Raw genomic sequence first — 17,663 nt, 5'->3', positions numbered from 1 at the left:
TCGGATTCTGTTTCCGGTGGCTGTTGGAGGGCCTTTGCCTTTCGGCGTTTCCGACTTTATCAGAGATTCTGAGTCGGAATTCCCCGCCCTTCCCGGACACCCTGCGAAGCACAAGACTGTGCCGGGTTCCCGTTCTGGCGGAGCCGTAAACGTACTGGAGCGGGGCGCCCCGATGCAAATCGAGGGGGCCCCGCTCCGGTTGCCGAGCTGGTGGGGCGTCAGACCTCGACGACCACGGGGAGGATCATCGGCCGGCGGCGGTAGGTGTCGGACACCCACTTGCCGATGGTCCGGCGGATGAGCTGCTGCAGCTGGTGCGGCTCCGCGACCCCGTCGGCGGCCGACTTGGCGATGGCCTCGTGGACCTTCGGGATGACCGCGTCGAACGCGCCGTCCTCGATCCCGGAGCCCCGGGCCTGGACGTGCGGGCCACCGACGACCTTGCCGGTCGTGGAGTCCACGACCACGAAGACCGAGATGATGCCCTCGTCGCCGAGGATGCGGCGGTCCTTGAGATGGACCTCCGTGACGTCGCCGACCGAGAGGCCGTCGACGTACACGTACCCCGCCTGGACCTTGCCGACGATCTTGGCCTTGCCGTCGACGAGGTCGACCACGACGCCGTCCTCGGCGATGACGATGCGGTCCTTGGGGACGCCCGTGAGGGCGCCGAGCTCGGCGTTGGCGCGCAGGTGGCGCCATTCGCCGTGGACCGGCATCAGGTTCTTCGGCCGGCAGATGTTGTAGAAGTACAGCAGCTCGCCGGCCGAGGCGTGGCCGGAGACGTGGACCTTGGCGTTGCCCTTGTGGACGACGTTGGCGCCCCAGCGGGTGAGGCCGTTGATCACGCGGTAGACCGCGTTCTCGTTGCCCGGGATGAGGGAGGACGCCAGGATCACGGTGTCGCCCTGGACGATGCGGATCTGGTGGTCCCGGTTGGCCATGCGCGACAGGGCCGCCATCGGCTCGCCCTGGGAACCCGTGCAGACCAGCACGACCTCGTGGTCCGGGAGGTCGTCGAGGGTCTTGACGTCGACGACCAGGCCGGCCGGGACGCGGAGGTAGCCCAGGTCACGGGCGATGCCCATGTTGCGGACCATGGACCGCCCGACGAAGGCGACTCGTCTGCCGTACTCGTGGGCCGCGTCGAGGATCTGCTGGATCCGGTGCACGTGGCTGGCGAAGCTGGCCACGATGATTCGCTTCTGCGCGCTCGCGAAGACCGAGCGCATGACGCCCGAGATGTCGCGCTCGGGCGGGACGAAGCCCGGGACCTCGGCGTTCGTGGAGTCCGAGAGGAGGAGGTCGATGCCCTCCTCGCTCAGCCGGGCGAAGGCGTGCAGGTCGGTCAGACGGTTGTCCAGCGGGAGCTGGTCCATCTTGAAGTCGCCGGTGTGCACGACCATGCCCGCGGGGGTGCGGATGGCGACGGCCAGCGCGTCCGGGATGGAGTGGTTGACCGCCACGAACTCGCAGTCGAAGGGGCCCAGCTGCTCGCGGTCGCCCTCGACGACCTCCAGGGTGTACGGACGGATCCGGTGCTCCTGGAGCTTGGCCTCGATGAGCGCGAGGGTCAGCTTCGAACCGATGAGCGGGATGTCGGGCTTCAGCCGGAGCAGGAAGGGGACGCCGCCGATGTGGTCCTCGTGGCCGTGCGTGAGCACGATGCCCTCGATGTCGTCGAGGCGGTTCTTGATGCTGGTGAAGTCCGGCAGGATCAGGTCGATGCCGGGCTGCTCCTCCTCGGGGAAGAGCACGCCGCAGTCGACGATGAGCAGGCGGCCGTCGAACTCGAACACGGTCATGTTCCGGCCGATCTCGCCGAGACCGCCGAGCGGGGTGACGCGCAGGCCGCCCTTGGGCAGCTTCGGGGGCGCGCCCAGTTCAGGATGCGGATGACTCAAAAGACTCTCCTCACCACACGCGCCACGTACCAGTGAGGCACGTGGCGCGCATGTCATTCGTGCACTTGCTGTTGTCGGATGTGAATACGTATTCAGTTATGAAGTCTGTGACTAGATCTGTACCCCGCCGGCGGCGAGGTCGATCTTGAGCTGGGCGGTTTCCTCCGGGGAGAGCTCCACCAGCGGCAGGCGCAGCGGTCCGGCGGGGAGGCCCTGGAGGGCGAGGGCCGCCTTGGTGGTGATCACGCCCTGCGTACGGAACATGCCCGTGAAGACCGGGAGCAGTCGCTGGTGGACCTCGGTGGCCTTCTGGACGTCACCCGTGAGGTGGGCGTCGAGGAGGGCGCGGAGCTCCGGGGTGACGACGTGGCCGACGACGGAGACGAATCCGCAGGCGCCGACGGAGAGCAGCGGCAGGTTGAGCATGTCGTCGCCGGAGTACCAGGCGAGGCCGCTGCGGGCGATGGCCCAGCTGGCGCGGCCGAGGTCGCCCTTGGCGTCCTTGTTGGCGACGATCCGGGGATGGGCGGCGAGGCGGACGATCGTCTCGGTGTCGATCGGGACGCCGCTGCGGCCGGGGATGTCGTAGAGCATCACGGGGAGGCCGGTGGCGTCCGCGATGGCGGTGAAGTGCCGGAAGAGGCCCTCTTGCGGGGGCTTGTTGTAGTACGGCGTGACGGCGAGCAGGCCGTGGGCGCCGGCGCGCTCGGCGGCGCGGGCGAGCTCGACCGAGTGGTGGGTGTCGTTGGTTCCGATTCCGGCGACGACGTGGGCGCGGTCGCCCACCGCTTCCAGGACGGCCCGTACGAGCTGGTCTTTCTCCGCGTCGCTGGTGGTCGGGGACTCGCCGGTGGTGCCGTTGACGACCAGGCCGTCGTTGCCTGCGTCGACCAGGTGGGCGGCGAGCCGCTGAGCGCCGTCGAGGTCGAGTGCGCCGTCCGCCGTGAAGGGCGTGACCATGGCGGTGAGGACCCGCCCGAAGGGGGTCTGCGGAGTGGAGATCGGAGCCATGGGTAACACGCTACTCGCTGCTCTGCCCGCCGGGTCCCCTCGGGGGACGTCAGGAAGGTGGAGCCCGGCACTGCCTGCTCGGGGGTTCAAGCAGTGCCGGGTCCGTTTGATCAGCCTAGATGAACTTCTCGAAACGCCGCAATACGGACACTTCGGGCGGATGATCCGTACATCTGTGCCGCGCCTGTGACCTGCGGACCTACGGAGCGACGCGGCCGTTGGCGTTGAACGCGGCGTAGGTCAGCGGCATCAGGCGCGCCCACTCCTGCTCCATCTTCTCGCCGACCATCTCGATCTCCCGCTGCGGGAAGGACGGGACCTTGGCCAGCTCGTGCTGCGTGCGCAGGCCGAGGAAGTGCATCAGGGAGCGGGCGTTGCAGGTCGCGTACATCGACGAGAAGAGGCCGACGGGGAGGACCGAGCGGGCCACCTCGCGGGCGACGCCCGCGGCGAGCATCTCCTGGTACGCCTCGTACGCCTGGACGTAGGAGGCCTCCATGGTGCGCTCGACGAGGGCCTGCTGCTCCTCGGTGCCCTCGACGAAGACGTACTTGCCCGGACGGCCCTGCTGGACCAGCTTGCGGGAGGCGTCCGGGACGTAGAAGACCGGCTGGAGCTCCCGGTAGCGGCCCGACTCCTCGTTGTACGACCAGCCGACCCGGTGCCGCATGAACTCGCGGAAGACGAAGATCGGGGCGCTGATGAAGAACGTCATGGAATTGTGCTCGAAGGGACTGCCGTGCCGGTCCCGCATCAGGTAGTTGATCAGCCCCTTGGAGCGCTCAGGGTCCTTCTGCAGCTCCTCCAGGGACTGCTCGCCGAGCGTGGAGACGCGGGCGGCGAACAGGACGTCGGCGTCGGCGGCGCTGTGCTTGACCAGCTCGACGGTCACATCGCTGAGAAAGCTGGGCTTGAGGTCTTCGGCGGGGGTGTCGGTCACCGGCGGGTCCTTCCAATTGCATCGCTCGGGCGGCGCCCACTCTACGGCCCGGCACCGACGGCCGAGGACGTGGCGAAGGTCGGCCGACATCGTTCGATCATTCCTGGGAAATCGGGCACCAAAGCGCTGCTTCGCGCGTCTGACCCACTAGCAGCGTCCACCACGAGTTTCCCGAGGAGGGTTCTCACATGTTCCGCCGGCGTGAGGCAGTCCCGTTCGCGTTCGTCGCCGAGGCCGACCGCTTCCGCAGTAACGTCACTCCCCCGGCTCGGCAGCGTCCCAGCATTTCCGAGGTCACCGGTCGTACGCTGATCGGGCTGACCGTCGTGGCCGGTCTGGTCGGGTCCCTGCTGTTCGGCCTCCCGGCCCTGGAGGCCGGTCCCGCCGCCACCGGTCACGGTCAGCAGTCCGAGGCTTCGCACGGGCGCTGAGGCGGGCACTCCCCCGTACGGCCACCCTGGAGTGGCCGGTCGCAGGACCGCTGGGTAGCCTCACCCGGCACAGCCCCCATCGAGCGTGCGTATGAGTGAGGATCAGCCGTGCCCCTGCCCTTCCTGACGGCGGACCGTGGTTTCGACACCGTGGAGGACGTCGCGCTTCCGTTCGACGACCACGACGAGTGGCGCCGTCCGTACCGGCCGGGGCCCTGGCGGGTCGCCGCGGCGGCGGTGGCCCTGCTGCTCGCCTCGTTCATGCTGCTGGCCACGATGATCATCGCCTTCGCGGGCGGGCTTGCCGCCGCCGCGGTGTGCTTCGGCCTGGCGGCCCTGGTGATCGTGGTCGCCCTGCGGATGCTCCGCATGGGGGCCTGGGTGAGCCGGCACGGCCTGCGTCGCGTCGCCTTCTTCCGGACGACGACGCTCGCCTGGTCGCAGGCCGGCGGGGTCCGCACGGTGCAGCAGCCCGTGCGGTGGCTCGGGCTGCCGCGGACGGTGCAGGGGCAGGCCCTGGTGGCCGTACGGAGGAACGGCGGTGAGCAGCTGGCGCTGCTCACCGACCACAACGCGGACTTCCTGGCCCGGGTCGAGGCGTTCGACCGGGCGGCCGACACGGTCGAGGCCTGGAGCGCGGAGTACGCGCGGCCCTAGGTCGTGTCTTGTCGATCAGGCCGGATCGGCGAGCGGCGTCCGACGCCGTGCATCGCAAGGCGGAGGAGGAAGTCATGGCGGTGGGGGCACCTCCCGTGCCCGAAGGGCCACGGAGGACATGACGACCGACGACAACGCCGCGAGGTGCGGCGCCGGACACCGGGAGCCCGGCATGATCGGCGAGACACCCCCTAAGGGCTGGGCGGCACCGTAAGGCTTGTCGCGTGCGAGCGGGCTCCGGTCTCCTCGGAGGACCGGAGCCCGGTCGTCTCAGCGGGTGAACCAGGCTTTGCCCTCGGCCGAGGCGAACGACGCGATGACGAAGGCGCCCAGCACGAGACCGGCGATCACCGGCCCGCCCCCGCCGGAGAACAGGGTGAACAGCGCGCCGGCCATCAGGATCGACTCGACGGCGATCACGGCGATCCGCACCCCCTTCAGGCGGCGCAACGCCAGGACCGCCGCGGCGATCAGCACGGCGGCCGCCAGCAACGACACATACGCGAGGGCACGCAGAACACCGGCGTCCTCGTCCTGTCCGTGATCGGCCCTGTCGCTCACCAGGGAAAACAAGAGCACGGCGGCGACGACGTTCATCAGGCCCTGGAACCACACGGCAGCCAGGGCGAACTTGAGCTTGCCGGGCATCCGTTCGGACGCTGCTTGCTGGGCCATGACAGCTCCCCCCTCGTCAGTAGGGAGAGCATGTAGGGCGGCACACCGGCTGTCCAGGGTCGCGGAAGCGTAGATGTGCCGCCCTGTCGCCGTCTCGGTCAGCCCCTGGCCGGGCGGCCCTCGTGCAGGGCGATCGCCCGCTGCATGGCCTTGCGGGCGCGGGGGGTGTCCCGGGCGTCGTGGTAGGCGACCGCGAGGCGGAACCAGCAGCGCCAGTCGTCCGGCGAGTCCTCGGTCTCCGCGCGCCGCCGGGCGAAGACGGCGTCGGCCGAGTCCCGGTCGATGCGGCCGCCGGGGGTGCGCTCCAGCTCGTCGACGGGCAGGCCGCCCTCGGCCTCCAGTGCGGCCGCGAGCCGATTGGCCCTGGTGACGAACTGGGTGTTCTTCCACAGGAACCAGACGCCGATCACCGGCAGGACGAGCACCGCGCAGCCGAAGGCGACGGTGAGCGCGGTGCCCTGCTGGATCAGCATCACGCCGCGGCTGCCGACCAGGACGAAGTAGACGACCAGGACGGCTGCCGTGACGAAGTACGTGATCTTCGCGCGCATGACGGTGATCAGCCCAGGTCCAGGAAGTGTTCCAGGCCGAAGGTGAGGCCAGGAGTGGTCACCACGCGGCGGGCGCCGAGCAGGATGCCCGGCATGAAGCTGCTGTGGTGCAGCGAGTCGTGGCGCACGGTGAGCGTCTCGCCCTCACCGCCGAGCAGGACCTCCTGGTGGGCCAGCAGGCCCCGCAGGCGTACCGCGTGGACCGGGACGCCGTCCACGTCGGCGCCGCGCGCGCCGTCCAGCGCCGTGGCCGTCGCGTCGGGCTGCGGGGCGCAGCCGGCCTCGGCGCGGGCGGCCGCGATGAGCTGGGCGGTGCGGGTGGCGGTGCCCGAGGGGGCGTCCACCTTGTTGGGGTGGTGCAGCTCGACGACCTCGACCGACTCGAACCAGGGCGCGGCGATCTGCGCGAACTTCATGGTGAGGACCGCGCCGATGGAGAAGTTCGGCGCGATGAGGACACCGGTCTCCGGGGAGCCCTCCAGCCAGCCGTTCAGCTGGGCGAGGCGCTCCTCGGTCCAGCCGGTGGTGCCGACCACGGCGTGGATGCCGTGGCGCACGCAGAAGTCGAGGTTGCCCATGACGGAGGCGGGCGTGGTGAGCTCCACCGCCACCTGGGCGCCCATCTCGGCGAGCGTCTCCAGCTTGTCGCCCCGGCCGAGGGCCGCGACCAGTTCCATGTCGTCGGCGGCCTCGACGGCGCGTACGGCTTCGGAGCCGATGCGCCCCTTGGCGCCGATGACCGCGACCCGCAGCTTGCTGCTCATGCTCGTACTTCCTTCGGTTCCGTCCAGATGTGGCGTTACGCGACCGCGGTGTGGAGGCGGTCCGCCTGCTTGTCCTTCAGGGGGCCGATCACCGACAGCGACGGGCGCTGTCCCAGGAGCTCGGCGGCCACTTCTCGTACATCATCGGGGGTGACGGCCGCCATCCGGGCGAGCATGTCGTCGACCGACATGTGGTCGCCCCAGCACAGCTCGCTCTTGCCGAGGCGGTTCATCAGCGCGCCGGTGTCCTCCAGGCCGAGGACGGTGGAGCCCTTCAGCTGGCCGATGGCCCGGGCGATCTCGTCGTCGGTGAGGCCCTCGCCCGCGACCCGGTCCAGCTCGTCCCGGCAGATGCTCAGCACGTCGTGGACCTGGCTGGGGCGGCAGCCCGCGTACACGCCGAACAGGCCGCAGTCGGCGAAGCCCGAGGTGTAGGAGTAGACGCTGTACGCCAGGCCGCGCTTCTCGCGGACCTCCTGGAAGAGCCGCGAGGACATGCCGCCGCCGAGGGCGGTGTTCAGCACGCCCAGGGCCCAGCGGCGGTCGTCGGCGCGGGCGAGGCCGGGCACGCCGAGGACCACGTGGGCCTGCTCGGTGCGGCGGTTGAGAACCTCGACGCGGCCCGCGGTGCGGATGGTGCGCCGGCCGTCGCGCGGGGCGACCGGGACGGCGTCCGCGCGGGTGAGGGCGCCGGCCTTCTCGAAGGCGCGGCGGACCTGGCGTACGACCGTGGCGTGGTCGACGTTGCCGGCGGCGGCGACGACGAGGTGCGTCGGGTCGTAGTGCTTCTTGTAGAAGCGGCGGATGCGGTCCGCCGTGAGCGCCTCGACGGTGTCGACGGTGCCGAGGACGGGGCGGCCCAGCGGGGTGTCGCCGAACATCGTCCTGGCGAACAGGTCGTGGACGACGTCGCCCGGGTCGTCCTCGGTCATCGCGATCTCTTCGAGGATGACGCCGCGCTCGGCGTCCACGTCCTCCTGGAGGATCAGCGAGCCGGTGAGCATGTCGCACACGACGTCGATGGCGAGCGGCAGGTCGGTGTCCAGCACGCGCGCGTAGTAGCAGGTGTACTCCTTCGCCGTGAAGGCGTTCATCTCGCCGCCGACCGCGTCGAGGGCGGAGGAGATGTCGAGGGCGCTGCGCCGGTGCGTGCCCTTGAAGAGGAGGTGCTCCAGGTAGTGCGTGGCGCCGCCCAGGGTGGGCGTCTCGTCGCGGGAGCCGACGTGCGCCCAGATGCCGAAGGTGGCGGAGCGCACGGAGGGCAGGGTCTCGGTGACGATGCGCAGGCCGCCGGGGAGCGTCGTGCGGCGGACGGTGCCGATGCCGTCCTTGCCCTTGAGGAGCGTTTGGGTACGGGCGACGGCCCGCGCCTCCGAGGAGGTGCGGGCCGTCGTCTTCGGACTACGGGACGTCACTGGTCGGTGTCGTCCTTCGTGTCACCCTCGGCGGCGTCCTCGTCCGCGACCACGGGGATCAGGGAGAGCTTGCCGCGCTGGTCGATCTCGGCGATCTCGACCTGGACCTTGGAGCCGACCGCGAGCACGTCCTCGACGTTCTCCACGCGCTTGCCACCGGCGAGCTTGCGGATCTGCGAGATGTGCAGCAGGCCGTCCTTGCCCGGGAGCAGGGAGACGAACGCGCCGAAGGTGGTGGTCTTGACGACCGTACCCAGGTAGCGCTCGCCGACCTCCGGCATGGTCGGGTTGGCGATGCCGTTGATCGTGGCGCGGGCGGCCTCGGCCTGCGAGCCGACCTGGGCACCGATGTAGATGGTGCCGTCGTCCTCGATCGTGATCTCGGCGCCGGTGTCCTCCTGGATCTGGTTGATCATCTTGCCCTTGGGGCCGATGACCTCGCCGATCTTGTCCACGGGGATCTTGACGGTGATGATCCGCGGGGCGTTGGGGGACATCTCGTCGGGCGTGTCGATCGCTTCCATCATCACGTCGAGGATGTGGAGGCGGGCGTCACGGGCCTGCTTGAGGGCCGCGGCCAGGACGGACGCCGGGATGCCGTCCAGCTTGGTGTCGAGCTGGAGGGCGGTGACGAAGTCCTTCGTACCGGCGACCTTGAAGTCCATGTCGCCGAAGGCGTCCTCCGCACCGAGGATGTCGGTGAGGGCGACGTAGTGCGTCTTGCCGTCGATCTCCTCGGAGATCAGGCCCATGGCGATACCGGCGACGGGGGCCTTGAGGGGCACACCGGCGTTCAGCAGCGACATGGTGGAGGCGCAGACCGAGCCCATGGACGTCGAGCCGTTGGAGCCGAGGGCCTCGGACACCTGGCGGATCGCGTACGGGAACTCCTCGCGCGTCGGCAGCACCGGCACGATGGCGCGCTCGGCGAGCGCGCCGTGGCCGATCTCGCGGCGCTTGGGCGAGCCCACGCGGCCGGTCTCACCGACGGAGTACGGCGGGAAGTTGTAGTTGTGCATGTAGCGCTTGCGGGTCACCGGGGAGAGGGTGTCCAGCTGCTGCTCCATGCGGAGCATGTTGAGGGTGGTGACGCCCAGGATCTGGGTCTCGCCACGCTCGAACAGCGCGGAGCCGTGCACGCGCGGGATGGCCTCGACCTCGGCGGCCAGCGTACGGATGTCCGTCAGGCCACGGCCGTCGATGCGGACCTTGTCCTTGATGACGCGCTCGCGGACCAGCTTCTTGGTCAGCGCGCGGTACGCGGCGGAGATCTCCTTCTCGCGGCCCTCGAACTGCGGGAGCAGCTTCTCGGCGGCGATCTCCTTGACGCGGTCCAGCTCGGCCTCGCGCTCCTGCTTGCCGGCGATGGTGAGCGCCTGGGAGAGCTCGTTCTTCACCGCGGCGGTCAGCGCCTCCAGGACGTCGTCCTGGTAGTCGAGGAAGACCGGGAACTCGCCGACCGGCTTGGCGGCCTTGGCGGCGAGGTCCGACTGGGCCTTGCAGAGGACCTTGATGAAGGGCTTCGCGGCCTCGAGACCGGCGGCGACGACCTCCTCGGTGGGCGCCTCGGCGCCGCCCTTGACGAGCTGGATGGTCTTCTCGGTGGCCTCGGCCTCGACCATCATGATCGCGACGTCGCCGTCCTCCAGGACGCGACCGGCGACGACCATGTCGAAGACGGCGTCCTCGAGCTCGGTGTGCGTCGGGAACGCGACCCACTGGCCGTTGATCAGCGCGACACGGGTGCCGCCGATCGGGCCGGAGAAGGGCAGGCCGGCCAGCTGCGTGGAGCAGGAGGCGGCGTTGATCGCGACCACGTCGTACAGGTGGTCGGGGTTGAGCGCCATGATCGTCTCGACGATCTGGATCTCGTTGCGCAGGCCCTTCTTGAAGGAGGGGCGCAGCGGCCGGTCGATCAGGCGGCAGGTGAGGACGGCGTCCTCGGAGGGGCGGCCCTCACGGCGGAAGAAGGAGCCGGGGATCTTGCCGGCCGCGTACATCCGCTCCTCGACGTCCACCGTCAGGGGGAAGAAGTCGAGCTGGTCCTTGGGCTTCTTGGAAGCGGTGGTGGCCGACAGCACCATGGTGTCGTCGTCCAGGTACGCCACGGCGGAGCCGGCGGCCTGCTTGGCCAGGCGGCCCGTCTCGAAGCGGATGGTGCGGGTGCCGAAGGTGCCGTTGTCGATGACGGCCTCGGCGTAGTGGGTCTCGTTCTCCACCAAAGCGAATTCTCCGTTGCTTGTCGTCTTTGCGTCCCGGTACGCCCGTGTGGCGCGGGGACGGGGCGGAGAAGTGCGCCGTGTGTGCGGGGCCGGTCTTCGATCGAAGCGCCCGGGGTGATCTCTCCCGGGGGCCACTACCGAGGACCGGCGACGGCGCCGGAGCACCTCTCCTGTATGTGGTTGTCGCTTTTCCGTTATGGCGTTGTGTAAGCCCAGCCTACAAAGGTGGGGCGACACTCCGCATGTACAGCAAAGGGAGCGGCCCCCTAAGAGTGGGAACCGCTCCCTTCACGGCGTCTTACTTGGCGCCGCCGGCCGCACCGCGGCGGATGCCGAGGCGGTCGACCAGCGTACGGAAGCGCTGGATGTCCTTCTTGGCCAGGTACTGCAGCAGACGGCGACGCTGGCCGACCAGGATCAGCAGACCACGACGGGAGTGGTGGTCGTGCTTGTGGGTCTTGAGGTGCTCGGTCAGGTCCGAGATGCGGCGGGAGAGCATGGCGACCTGAACCTCGGGGGAGCCGGTGTCGCCCTCCTTGGTGCCGAACTCGGCCATGATCTGCTTCTTCGTAGCGGCGTCGAGAGACACTCGGTACTCCTCTTGGTGTTCGATGCGCCCACGAGTGCCCCTGGTCTTGGTCTCAGGGGAGCTTCCGTGACTCGGAGGCGAAGGTCCGATGAGCGCTGCTTCCAGATTCTCCGGAAGCGCGTACACAAACGGCCGTCACACAGCGTACCAGCCGCTCAGGACGTCATGGCCCGGATCGAGTGGTACACGTCGAACACGGCGAGGCAGAGGGGGATGAGCGTGAGGAGGACGAACGTCTCCGCGATCTCCAGGAACCGGCCCCAGAAGGGGGTGACGCCCTTGCGCGGCACGATCAGTCCGATGGCGGTGATCAGCGCGGCGACCGCCGCGACCGCCGCGGCCAGCCACACCGTGCGGATGTCCAGCGCCGTGGCGTCGCGCCACAGCCCGGCGGGCGGGTCGAGGCTCAGCCCGAGCCCCAGCAGGACGAGGGCGCCGAGGCCGGCCGCGAGGGCGCAGCCGACCTGGGCGGTGTAGCGGAAGAGGTGTGCGCGCATCATCATGGCCGCGCCGGTGGCGAGGGCGAGCAGCTGCCCCCACACGTCGTCGGAGAAGCCGAGCACCGCGGCGGAGCCCACCGCCAGCAGCGCGCAGCCGCCGACGAGGCCCACCAGCAGCTCGTGCCCGCGCCGGACCTGGGCGGCGATGCGCTCGGCGTCCACCGGCCCGGAAGGCTCGGGGTCGGCCCCGTAGCCGCCGACGGCGGTCCTGGGCGGCTCGAAGCCGATGGGGAGCCGGGCGAAGCGGGTGGAGAGGCCGGGGAGGAAGGCCAGGGCGCCCACGGCCAGCGGCGCGCACACGGCGGCCGTCTCGGTCGCGGTCATCCGGGTGAGGATCGCGGCGAAGGTCACCAGGGCCCCGGTGCCGGAGGCGACGACGAACGCGACGAAGGGGCCGTCCCCGCTGGGGGCGACGAAGGTGAGGACGACGGAGACGACGAGCACCGCCGCGCAGGCGAGCAGGAACTGGAGCTTGCCGTTGCCCTGCCCGGCGGCGGGCGCCAGCAGCCCGGCACCGGCGACGGCCGCGTTCACCACGGCGCCGGTGCCCAGCGCCACGGCGGAGCCCCGGTCGTCGTACACCCGGGCCCGGACGCCGGCGAGCGCCAGCAGCAGCACCCCGCCGACCGCGGCGAGGATGCCCGGCAGGCCGTGCATGTCGTGCCGGGGGTCGGACGACCACAGCACGAAGGCGAGCAGCACCAGCAGCGCGGACCCGCCGAAGAGACCGGCGCCGCGCATCAGCTCGTCGGTCCACAGCGTCCGGTCACGGGCGACCGCCGAGGCGACGGCGTCGGACACGTCGTCGAAGACGGCGGGCGGCAGCGACTCGGCGAACGGCCGCAGGGACAGCAGTTCGCCGTCGAGGATGCGCTGGGCGGCCAGGGAGCGGGCGCTGTCGAGCACCGTGCCGTCGCGGCGGACGAGGTGGTAGCCGACCGGGGCGCCGGGGGCGGGGCTCTGGCCGGACAGCCGGAGGATCTCCGGGTGGAGGTCGGCCAGGGGGATGTCCTCGGGCAGTGCGACGTCGACGCGGCCGTCCGGTGCGACGACAGTGACACGGCAGAAGCCCGTTCCGCCGGCGGACGGAGTCGCGGGTGCCGGGTGACCGGTTCCGGTGGCCGCGGCTGAGGCCGTCATACTCACCTGCTGCATCCCCTCGTGGTGATTCGTGGATCATCGGCCAGGCACGGTCGCAATGAGCCGGTATTTGCGTTGGTTCACGCCCGCGCCAACACGTCGCGCCACCCTACCGCCCACCCGTCATCCCCTCCGCCAGTAGGATCCCCAGCGCGGATGGAGCCCGTCGCCACGGGGGCGCCGATAGGAACATTTCCGTCCGGCAAGGGAATTGGTGAGCTGTGAGTCAGATCGTCGTCAAGCGCCCACCACGGGTCCTGCCCTCCGAGGTGCCGGGCGACCCGGTGCAGCTGCAACCGCCGCCCGAGCTGCCGAGGGGTCAGCAGGAGGGCGTCCTCATGCAGTTGCTGCCAACGCTCGGCATGGGCGGCTCGGTCGTCTTCTTCTTCATGACGCCCAACCCCGTCATGCGCATCATGGGCATGGTGATGATCGCCTCCACCGTCGCCATGGCCGTCGCGATGCTCGTGCGCTACCGGCGGGGCACCCAGGGGCAGCTCGCCGACCTGCGGCGCGACTACCTCAAGTACCTGACGCAGACGCGGCGTTCGGTGCTGAAGACGGCGCACCGGCAGCGCGACGCGCAGTTCTACCTCCACCCGTCGCCCGAGCAGCTGTGGGCGCTGGTCGCCGAGGGAAGCCGGGTGTGGGAACGGCGCATCGGCGACGACGACTTCGGGCAGGTGCGCATCGGCCTGGGCAGCCAGCAGCTCGCCACCCCGCTGGTCGCGCCCGAGACCGCCCCCGTGGACGAGCTGGAGCCGCTCACCGCGGGCGCCATGCAGCAGTTCCTCTCGGCCCACGGCACGCTCGACGGCCTGCCCATGGCCGTGTCCCTGCGGGCGTTCTACCACCTGACCGTGAGCGGGGACCCCGACTCCGTCCGCTCGTCGGCGCGGGCCATGGTCGGTTCCCTCGCCGCGCTGCACTCCCCCGAGGACCTCGTCGTCGCGATCGCCGCGGACCCGGCCGCGGCACCGCACTGGGAGTGGGCCAAGTGGCTCCCGCACGTCCAGGCGCCCGGCCCCGGCGACGGCGCGGGCAGCCGCCGCATGATCACCACGGACTCGCGGGACCTCCAGGACATGCTGGCCGTACGCCTGGAAGGGCGCCCCCGCTTCCACGGCGGCGGCCAGCCGTTGCTGGACCAGCCGCACATCGTCGTCGTCCTCGACGGCCAGTCGGTCCCCGCGATGTCGGCGCTCGCCGCCCCGGAGGGCATCCAGGGCGTGACGATCATCGAGGTCGTACCGGGCGAGCTGCACGGGCCGCGCGGCGGACTGTCGGTGACCGTGCGCCCCGACTCCCTCCGCCTGGAGTCCGGCCACGGTCACGTGTACGACGGGACACCCGACCGTCTCGGGCCGGAGGCCGCGGAGGCGCTCGCCCGCCAGCTGGCCCCGCTGCGCATCGCCTCGGGCTCGGACGACGACGAACCGCTCCTCGCCAACCTGGACTTCACCGACCTGCTGAACCTCGGCGACGCCGCGTCGGTCGACGTCAGCCGCACCTGGCGGCCGCGGTCGCAGTCGGAGCGGCTGCGGGTGCCGATCGGTGTGGGCGAGGACGGCTCCCCGGTGATGCTGGACCTGAAGGAGGCCGCCCAGGAGGGCATGGGGCCGCACGGCCTGTGCGTCGGCGCCACCGGTTCCGGCAAGTCCGAACTGCTGCGGACCCTGGTGCTGGGCCTCGCCGTCACGCACTCGTCCGAGACCCTCAACTTCGTCCTCGCCGACTTCAAGGGCGGCGCCACCTTCGCGGGCATGTCCCAGATGCCGCACGTCGCCGCGGTCATCACCAACCTCGCGGACGACCTGACGCTGGTCGACCGCATGGGCGACTCGATCCGCGGCGAGCTCAACCGGCGCCAGGAGATGCTGCGCGACGCCGGCAACTACGCCAACATCCACGACTACGAGAAGGCGCGGGCCGCCGGAGCGCCGCTCCAGCCGATCCCCTCCCTCGTCCTGGTCATCGACGAGTTCAGCGAACTCCTCACCGCCATGCCGGACTTCATCGAGATGTTCGTGCAGATCGGCCGCATCGGCCGGTCCCTCGGCGTGCACCTGCTCCTGGCGTCCCAGCGCCTGGAGGAGGGCCGGCTGCGCGGCCTGGAGACCTACCTGTCGTACCGGATCGGCCTGCGGACCTTCTCCGCGGCCGAGTCGCGTGCGGCGATCGGTGTGCCCGACGCGTACTCGCTGCCCAACGTCCCCGGCTCCGGGTACCTCAAGTACGGCACCGACGAGATGGTCCGCTTCAAGGCGGCGTACGTCTCCGGCGTGTACCGCGCCGGCCGGCACACCCCCCTCCAGGGCGGGTCCCTGCCGGTCGACCTGCGGCCGGTGCCCTTCACCGCCGCGCCGGTCCCGGTCCGTTACGTCGAACCGGCCGCGCGCCCGTCCGTCCCCGAGGCGCGGGGCGCGGAGGACGACGCCCTCGCCGACTCCGTGCTCGACGTGATCGTGCGGCGGCTGGAGGGCCGCGGCGCGGAGGCCCACCAGGTGTGGCTGCCGCCGCTGGACAACCCGCCGCCGCTGGACGAGATCCTGCCCGGCCTCGCGGGCGTGGACGGCCGCGGGCTGACGCAGCCCGGGTACGAGGGCGCGGGCCGGCTGGTCGTGCCGCTCGGCGTGGTCGACAAGCCCTTCGAGCAGCGCCGGGACGTGCTGTACCGGGACTTCTCCGGTGCGGCCGGCCACATGCAGATCATCGGCGGCCCGCAGTCCGGCAAGTCGACGCTGCTGCGCACCCTCGTCGCGGGCTTCGCCCTGACGCACACACCGCAGGAGGTCCAGTTCTACGGACTCGACTTCGGTGGCGGCGGTCTGTCGGCCGTCGCGGAGCTGCCGCACGTCGGCGGGGTGGCGTCGCGCCTCGACCCGGAGAAGGTGCGGCGCACGGTCGCCGAGGTGTACGGCATCCTGTCGCGGCGCGAGGAGTACTTCCGCTCCACGGGCATCGACTCCATCGCCACGTACCGCAGGCTCCGTGCCCGCGGGGAGATCTCGGCGGCGGAGCAGCCCTGGGGCGACGTGTTCCTCGTCATCGACGGCTGGGGCAACTTCCGCAGCGACTACGAGGGTCTCGAACCCGCCGTCCTCGACATGGCGGCGCGCGGCCTCGGTTACGGCATCCACGTGATCCTCACGGCGTCGCGTTCGATGGAGGTGCGCTCCAACATCAAGGACCACCTGATGAACCGGCTGGAGCTGCGCCTGGGCGACACCATGGATTCGGAGGTGGACCGCAAGATCGCCGTGAACGTCCCCAGCGGTGTCCCGGGCCGCGGTCTCGTCCCGGAGAAGCTGCACTTCATGGCCGCGGTGCCGCGCATCGACGGCATCAGCTCCGACAGCGACCTGGCCGAGGCCACGGCCGCGATGGTGCGGGAGATCGGCCGCCACTGGACCGGGCCGTCCGCCCCGAAGGTGCGCCTGCTGCCGCGCGAGCTGCCGGCGCAGAACCTGCCGGCGGGGTACGCGGAGCCGAAGCGGGGCGTCGCCTTCGCCATCGACGAGAACAACCTGGAGCCGGTCTTCGTCAACTTCGACCGCGACCCGTTCTTCCTGGTGTTCGGGGAGAGCGAGTCGGGCAAGTCGAACATGCTGCGGCTGCTCATCAAGCAGGTGTGCGAGCGGTACGACGGCGACTCCGCGAAGTTCTTCGTCATCGACAACCGGCGTGCCCTGCTGGACGTCACCCCCGCGTCGCACCTGGCCGAGTACGTGCCGATGTCCAACAACATGGACCACCACGTGGACGCGCTCGCCGACCTGATGCAGCGCCGCACCCCGTCCGCCGACGTCACGGCCCAGCAGCTGCGGGACCGCAGCTGGTGGCGCGGTCCGTCGGTGTACGTGGTGGTCGACGACTACGACCTGGTGTCCACGTCGAGCGGCAACCCGCTGGCCAAGCTCACCGAGCACCTGCCGTTCGCACGGGACGTGGGCGTCCGGTTCATCATCGCCCGCAGCTCGGCCGGAGCGAGCCGGGCCGCCTACGAACCGTTCATGCAGCGGATGATGGAGCTGGGCGCCCAGGGCGTCCTGCTCTCCGGCGACCCCCAGGAGGGCGACGTGCTCGGCGGCGTACGGATGCGGCCGATGCCCGCGGGCCGGGGCGTCTTCGTGTCGCGGCAGCGGGGGAACCCGCTGGTGCAGACGGGCCTCATGCCGGAGCTCTCGGGGTGATCGGCGCGGCGGTGTTCGCGGGCGCGTTCGCGGTGGCGTTCCTCGCCCTCGCGCTGTTCGTCGACCCGCGGGCGCTGTGGTGGCGCTTCCGGGCGCGGCACTTCGAGCACCCGGAGGCGCACGAGCCGTCGGCGGCGTCGTTCACGGGGCGGCGGGTGGTGTTGGGGGCGCTCGCGGTGTTCCTGGGCTGGCAGGCGGTCGGCATGCTGCGGCTGGCGGGCGTCTTCGAGACGGAGCCGGAACACACGGAGGTGCTGGAGCGGGTGCGGTCGGTGGCCCGGTCGGTCGACGGCACGAGGAGGTCACCGCTGCCGGCCAGGGACGACGGGTCCTGGTCCACGTACCTGGACCCGCAGCTGCGCGGGCCGGAGAAGAACGACCCGACCGCGGTGCTCGCGTGGCGTTCCGGCGCGCCGGAACCGGACGGCAACGTGGAGCGCTACGACGTGAGCGGCGCGGAGGGCACCGTCTGCCTGACGGTGACGGCGACCCCCGCGGCGGAGCAACCGGTCCCGGCGTACATGACGCCCATCTGGTTCGACCTGCGGGCGGAGGCCGCGGACGGCGCCTGCGCACGGTGGTGAGGGCAGGGCCCGGCCGGTCGCCGAACACCCGAGGTGCTTCGCCGGGCGGTACGGGAGCGACCGGATCCGATGGAAAGCCTGCTGTGG

The 17,663-nt window shown here is 70.8% G+C and carries 14 protein-coding genes; 4 read left to right on the top strand and 10 right to left on the bottom strand.

The features are described 5' to 3' along the window. Window positions 1-218: 218 nt before the first annotated feature. The 3 genes from A4V12_RS26855 to thyX form a co-directional block, all read right to left on the bottom strand. The gene (locus A4V12_RS26855; RefSeq protein ID WP_064072022.1) at window positions 219-1,904 is read right to left on the bottom strand and encodes a ribonuclease J; all 1,686 of its coding nucleotides are present in this window, start codon (window positions 1,902-1,904) and stop codon (window positions 219-221) included. 111 nt (window positions 1,905-2,015) lie between these two features. Continuing rightward, on the bottom strand, window positions 2,016-2,915 hold the full coding sequence (gene dapA, locus A4V12_RS26850) for a 4-hydroxy-tetrahydrodipicolinate synthase (protein WP_064072021.1): 900 nt from the start codon (window positions 2,913-2,915) through the stop codon (window positions 2,016-2,018). A 199-nt stretch (window positions 2,916-3,114) separates the two neighbouring features. Then, on the bottom strand, window positions 3,115-3,855 hold the full coding sequence (gene thyX, locus A4V12_RS26845; protein WP_064072020.1) for an FAD-dependent thymidylate synthase: 741 nt from the start codon (window positions 3,853-3,855) through the stop codon (window positions 3,115-3,117). 188 nt (window positions 3,856-4,043) lie between these two features. Between thyX and A4V12_RS26840 the strand changes: the two genes are divergently transcribed. After that, a complete protein-coding gene (locus tag A4V12_RS26840) occupies window positions 4,044-4,286 on the top strand; it encodes a hypothetical protein (RefSeq protein ID WP_064072019.1) in 243 nt (80 codons plus the stop codon). Between the two features lie 108 nt (window positions 4,287-4,394). Further along, entirely contained in the window at window positions 4,395-4,943 is a 549-nt protein-coding gene (locus A4V12_RS26835) for a hypothetical protein (protein ID WP_064072018.1), read from the top strand. Between the two features lie 270 nt (window positions 4,944-5,213). Here the strand turns inward: A4V12_RS26835 and A4V12_RS26830 are convergent, their stop codons facing one another. The 7 genes from A4V12_RS26830 to eccD form a co-directional block, all read right to left on the bottom strand. After that, window positions 5,214-5,618, bottom strand: coding sequence for a hypothetical protein (locus A4V12_RS26830; RefSeq protein ID WP_159028944.1), 405 nt, complete (start codon window positions 5,616-5,618; stop codon window positions 5,214-5,216). 98 nt (window positions 5,619-5,716) lie between these two features. Beyond that, entirely contained in the window at window positions 5,717-6,169 is a 453-nt protein-coding gene (locus tag A4V12_RS26825; protein ID WP_064072016.1) for a tetratricopeptide repeat protein, read from the bottom strand. An 8-nt stretch (window positions 6,170-6,177) separates the two neighbouring features. Next, window positions 6,178-6,933, bottom strand: coding sequence for a 4-hydroxy-tetrahydrodipicolinate reductase (dapB, locus tag A4V12_RS26820; protein ID WP_064072015.1), 756 nt, complete (start codon window positions 6,931-6,933; stop codon window positions 6,178-6,180). 35 nt (window positions 6,934-6,968) lie between these two features. Then, window positions 6,969-8,348, bottom strand: a complete 1,380-nt coding sequence (locus A4V12_RS26815; protein ID WP_064072014.1) for a M16 family metallopeptidase — start codon at window positions 8,346-8,348, stop codon at window positions 6,969-6,971. Continuing rightward, window positions 8,345-10,567: a polyribonucleotide nucleotidyltransferase gene (locus tag A4V12_RS26810; protein WP_064072024.1), complete on the bottom strand. Its 2,223-nt coding sequence runs from the start codon at window positions 10,565-10,567 to the stop codon at window positions 8,345-8,347. The genes A4V12_RS26815 and A4V12_RS26810 overlap by 4 nt, the downstream gene beginning before the upstream one ends. A gap of 301 nt (window positions 10,568-10,868) precedes the next feature. Further along, window positions 10,869-11,159, bottom strand: a complete 291-nt coding sequence (gene rpsO / locus A4V12_RS26805) for a 30S ribosomal protein S15 (protein WP_006346214.1) — start codon at window positions 11,157-11,159, stop codon at window positions 10,869-10,871. A gap of 155 nt (window positions 11,160-11,314) precedes the next feature. Further along, window positions 11,315-12,799 carry a type VII secretion integral membrane protein EccD gene (gene eccD / locus A4V12_RS26800; RefSeq protein WP_064072013.1) on the bottom strand — a complete coding sequence of 495 codons (1,485 nt, stop codon included), beginning with the start codon at window positions 12,797-12,799 and terminating at the stop codon, window positions 11,315-11,317. A 221-nt stretch (window positions 12,800-13,020) separates the two neighbouring features. Here eccD and eccCa point away from each other — a divergent pair, with 221 nt between their 5' ends. Both eccCa and A4V12_RS26790 read left to right on the top strand, forming a co-directional pair. Further along, window positions 13,021-16,992 (top strand): type VII secretion protein EccCa, encoded by a 3,972-nt coding sequence (gene eccCa, locus A4V12_RS26795; protein ID WP_064072012.1) that lies wholly within the window; start codon window positions 13,021-13,023, stop codon window positions 16,990-16,992. Beyond that, entirely contained in the window at window positions 16,989-17,576 is a 588-nt protein-coding gene (locus tag A4V12_RS26790) for a hypothetical protein (RefSeq protein ID WP_064072011.1), read from the top strand. Before eccCa ends, A4V12_RS26790 begins: the two co-directional genes overlap by 4 nt. Window positions 17,577-17,663: the final 87 nt, after the last annotated feature.

Source organism: Streptomyces noursei (assembly GCF_001646665.1).
Taxonomy (GTDB): domain Bacteria; phylum Actinomycetota; class Actinomycetes; order Streptomycetales; family Streptomycetaceae; genus Streptomyces; species Streptomyces lavendulocolor.
The sequence above is the reverse complement of the archived record's forward strand: the minus strand, read 5'-3'. Positions and strand labels throughout refer to the sequence as shown.

What these genes read in the sequence shown, in the direction of transcription:
- dapA (WP_064072021.1), bottom strand. Translation starts at nt 2,915, where the DNA reads ATGGCTCCGATCTCCACTCCGCAGACCCCCTTCGGGCGGGTCCTCACC.
- A4V12_RS26840 (WP_064072019.1), top strand. Translation starts at nt 4,044, where the DNA reads ATGTTCCGCCGGCGTGAGGCAGTCCCGTTCGCGTTCGTCGCCGAGGCC.
- A4V12_RS26830 (WP_159028944.1), bottom strand. Translation starts at nt 5,618, where the DNA reads ATGGCCCAGCAAGCAGCGTCCGAACGGATGCCCGGCAAGCTCAAGTTC.
- A4V12_RS26825 (WP_064072016.1), bottom strand. Translation starts at nt 6,169, where the DNA reads ATGCGCGCGAAGATCACGTACTTCGTCACGGCAGCCGTCCTGGTCGTC.
- dapB (WP_064072015.1), bottom strand. Translation starts at nt 6,933, where the DNA reads ATGAGCAGCAAGCTGCGGGTCGCGGTCATCGGCGCCAAGGGGCGCATC.
- eccD (WP_064072013.1), bottom strand. Translation starts at nt 12,799, where the DNA reads ATGACGGCCTCAGCCGCGGCCACCGGAACCGGTCACCCGGCACCCGCG.